Raw genomic sequence first — 4,520 nt, 5'->3', positions numbered from 1 at the left:
TAACCTCTATATCAAATTTTGATGTGCGATACCCCTGATCTACAATCTGATTTGCCTCTTTTGATAATTCAACCCCTTCGATTCTTTCACCACTGTTTTGAAGGGCGAGTATGATATCAAATACCGCACTTCTGCTTGTATCCCTTTGAAGGTTTAAATCTTCCACCAACCGATCGAAAGGATACATTTGATGGTTATAGCTTTTTAAGGTATCCTCTTTTACAGCCTGGTATAAACTGGCAAAGCTTTCTTCAGGATTAACCTCATATCTTAAAGCCAGTGCGTTTACATAGAACCCGATCTGGTCTTCTAAATCGGCATGCTCTCTGCCCGCTACCACAGTCCCGATAATGATATCTTTCTGAGAAGTGTAGCGGTACATCAACACATTCCATGAGGCCAGTAAGCCCATGAAAAGACTGCCCCCTTTCTCCTGGGTATATCTTTTTAGCTTAGCCGTTGTTGCCTTATCGAAATAAGTAGCTAAGCCCTGCCCGTTATAGGTCTTTACTTTGGGTCGCTGTTTGCTCGCCGGTAGATCCAGCAGTGGCAATTCTCCCGAGAGCTTGTTTAGCCAATAATCTTTTTGATCCTTAAATGACTCCTGGTTCAATTGGCCTAACTGCCAGGCGGAATAATCCTTGTACTGGATTCTTAATTTCTCAATCTGAGTCGCTTTGCCTGCCTGATAGGTTTCATAATATTTGAATACATCTTTGGCCAATACCTCCATAGACCAGCCATCGCTGATGATATGGTGCATATTGTAATAGAATACATATTCCTCTTCCTCTACCTGAAGTAACGCCGCTCTCAGGAGAGGTCCTTTCGCAAGATCGAATGCCCGGTAAGCATCTGCTGCGATATACGCTTCTGCTTTTTCTTTCTTGTTAGCCTCTTTTCTAAAGTCCTGGTAGTCGATTGCAAAGCCCAGGTCTTCCCTTTGGACTATCCATTGCCGGATCTCACCTGATTCATCTTCTCTGAAGATAGTTCTTAAAATCTCATGACGTTCGATGGTGGCATCGATGGCGCTTTTGAAGCTTTTAATTTCGATGTCCCGATTCAGGTAAATACTAGCCGGCATGTTATAAGCTACCGAACCTCCCTCAAACTGGCTCAACACCCATAATCTTCTTTGAGCATCAGAGATTGGATAATTCGGCTGCAAAGGAACAACTGAAATCGCCTCATCTGGAGCGCTCGATGCTTCAACAATATTGTTTTGAATTAAATATGATGTTAACTCCTCTTTATTTGCTCTTATCTCATTTAAAATTTCTGAATCGATCTCGTCGTTATCTGAATATAATTTAAGCTTCCCGTCAACAATATCCAGTACTATTTCAGCCGCCAATATCTTTTGAATTAACTTTATCATAAACTGACTTCTTTAGATGTTATTCTTTTCTTTTTTAATGTAAAAGCAATAAGAATCGCGAAATCTTCTATAGAAGAAGTATTAAACAAGTTTGTAACCTTTACACCTATATTGAATTCCTCGTTAACTCTGAATACCGCTTTTAAGGCCTTTAAGCTATGGCCGCCAAGAGCAAAAAAATCATCTTTCACCCCAATGTTTTCTCTTTGAAGTACTTCTTCCCAGATCTTTACCAACCGCTCTTCTATCTCATTGCGTGGTGCAACATATTCTACAGCGCCGGATAGTCCCAGGCCTTCAGGAGCAGGCAGGGATTTCCTGTCAATTTTTCCATTGGCATTCAGAGACAATTCTTCCAATTGAACAAAGTAGGCGGGAAGCATATAAACGGGGAGCGTCTGTTTTAAGTAGTCTCTTAATTCACTTACGTTTTGCGCGACAGCGGATGTGATATAAGCCACCAGCTCTTTTTCTCCTGACTGGTTCTCTTTGGCCAGCACTACCGCCTGGGTTATTTCTTCATGGTTCAATAAAGCATGCTCTATTTCTCCAAGCTCTATGCGCTGCCCCCTGATCTTTACCTGGTAATCTTTTCTGCCTATGAACTCTATGCTGCCATCAGGCAGCCACCTTCCTATGTCTCCAGTGTTATACATGAACTCCTTCCCTTTAAAAGGGTTTTGTACAAACTTTTCAGAAGTGAGTTCTTCATTATTTAAATACCCTCTTGAAACTCCGACTCCTCCTACATAGATCTCTCCTGTAATACCAACCCCCAATAGTTTCTTCTGCTCATCTAAAATATAAAGCTCCGTGTTATCTACAGGCTTCCCGACAGGGATCATTTCTATCAGACCCCATTCGTTGTTGTTAACTATGTGATAGGAAACGACATCAGTACATTCTGTTGGACCATAGGAATTGATAACTGTAGCATGATAATAAACCGATTTCGTCCACGGCAGCATCTCTTTAATATTTATAGGTTCTCCACCTAAGACAACCATTTTGAGGGATGCTAAGCTCTGATAATTATTATTTATTTCTTTTGAAAGTAAAGGATAAAACGCGCTGGGCGCTGAGTTTACAACCGTGATGTTGTTTCTTTTGATAGTTTCGGCTATTAAATGATAATCGCCATACAGTTTTTCCGATAAACACAAACTACCTCCCTTTGTTAAAGAAGCAAACAAATTCTTTTGCGCCAAGTCAAAACTAACAGGCGCGATCAATAACACCGCGTCCTGATCTGTTAAATCCAATAACCCGCAATACCAGTTAATAAGGTTGGTGAATGAATAATGCTTTACCATTACTCCTTTAGGTTTTCCTGTAGAACCGGAGGTATAGATCACATAAACCAGGTTATCTGATTTAACAGTAGAAGACACCGGTACTTTAGGATATCGCTCCCGGGTTGTTTTGAACTTGCTTAATTCAGTTTCGTCCAGGCATACCTTACAGCGGGTATCTTCCGTAATGTAATCTATCCGTTCCTGCGGGTAATCCGGATCAATCGGAACATAAGCACCCCCTGATTTCAACACAGCCAATATCGATACAATCATCCACTCACTGCGCCTTTGCCTGATGCCTATCAAATCATCAGGCTGGATGTCGTAATTATCTCTCAGGTAATGCGCCAGCTGATTAGACTGGTCATTGAGCTCCTGATAGCTCAGCTTTGTAGCTTCAAATACTACGGCTACATTACCTGGTGTCTTTGACACCTGCTCTTCGAACAGATCAATTATCGTTTTGTCTTTGGGATAAACCACCGCTGTATCATTGAATGTAACCAGCAGTTGATGCTTCTCTTCTTCCGACAAGTAATCAAATGTTCTTAAGGGTTGATCAGATCTTTGCGCGAACTCATTGATCAGCCTATCAAAATGCTTCATCACGCTCTTCAATGATAACTCATCGTAGATGCCAAGATTATATTTAATATGTATATTTAATGAAACATCCGATGAACTAACTATAACATTCAAATCATAATTGGTTCGCTCAAACACCTCACTTGATCCTATAGCCAGTCCTTCTTCACCTTTGCTTTTTAATGCACCTCCATTTTTCAGTTCCTTTACCGCATAGTTCTCAAAGATCATAATATGATTCATCAGCGCCATGCCCAGCTCACTCTGGGACTGCACCTCCGACAGATTCATATAATGATGGGACGTACTCTGGATGGATTGCTCTTGAAGTGCTTTTAATAACTTAGCAGGCGTATCCTCTGCATCATACTTTACTCTTACCGGGATCGTATTGATAAACAGTCCGATCATCTCCTCAACTCCTGTTAAGTCTGCCGGACGACCTGACACCACAGCGCCAAACACCACATCATTCGTGTTGTTATAGCGTGACAATAAGTAACCCCATACCCCTTGTACAAACGTATTGTGCGTAATGCCTAGTTGGGTGCAAAGGGTGTCTACTTTCTTAAACAGATCGCCAATTATTTGCAGGTGTTCACCGGATTCAACATAGCTGTTGTCTGCTCCTCTTGCTGCCTTGAAGGGTATTTCTGCCAGCGAGGAGTAACCTGTAAGATAATCCTTCCAATAGGCCAGAGAACGCTCCCTGTCTATGGCTTTTAACCAATTGATATAATCAGAATATGGCGTTACTGGCGGCAGGGCTGCTGTACTGCCCCTGATTGCGGCACTCAACAGCTCATTAAAGTCATTGATGAGCACACTCGTGCACCAGCCATCCATCAGGATATGATGATGACTCCAGATAAACTCATACTCCCCTGCCGACAGATCAATCACATGCAGCCGCATCTGGGAACCCCTGCTCAAATCAAAACCCCGGTCCCTGTCCTGCTGCCTGATCAGCGCTACCTGTGCTTGTTGCTCCGCCTCCCTATCCAGCTTTATATAGCTAAAATTACTGGGTACTTCCTTCCTTACTATCTGTAAAGATCTGCCCGCATATTCATTACTGAAACTGGTGCGCAGTACAGCATGCCGGGCTGTTAACTGGTCATACGCTCCTTTCAACTTTTCTATATCCAATACTTTAGCCCGCAACCTGTAGGAGATCTGCTCAAAATAAAGTGAACTGGAGGTTTCAGCTAACCAGTGATAATATATCCCCTCCTGAAGAGGAGATAGCTCATACACAT

The 4,520-nt window shown here is 42.2% G+C and carries 2 protein-coding genes; both read right to left on the bottom strand.

The window, feature by feature from the left end; all coding sequences use genetic code 11:
* Positions 1-1,381: condensation domain-containing protein (locus tag A4R26_RS06690; RefSeq protein ID WP_242674838.1), on the bottom strand; the 1,381-nt coding region annotated here is incomplete at its 3' end.
* Positions 1,378-4,520: non-ribosomal peptide synthetase (locus A4R26_RS06685; RefSeq protein WP_133054570.1), on the bottom strand; the 3,143-nt coding region annotated here is incomplete at its 5' end. The genes A4R26_RS06690 and A4R26_RS06685, both read right to left, overlap by 4 nt.

Source organism: Niastella populi (assembly GCF_002078015.1).
In the GTDB taxonomy this organism is placed as follows: domain Bacteria; phylum Bacteroidota; class Bacteroidia; order Chitinophagales; family Chitinophagaceae; genus Niastella; species Niastella populi.
The sequence above is the reverse complement of the archived record's forward strand: the minus strand, read 5'-3'. Positions and strand labels throughout refer to the sequence as shown.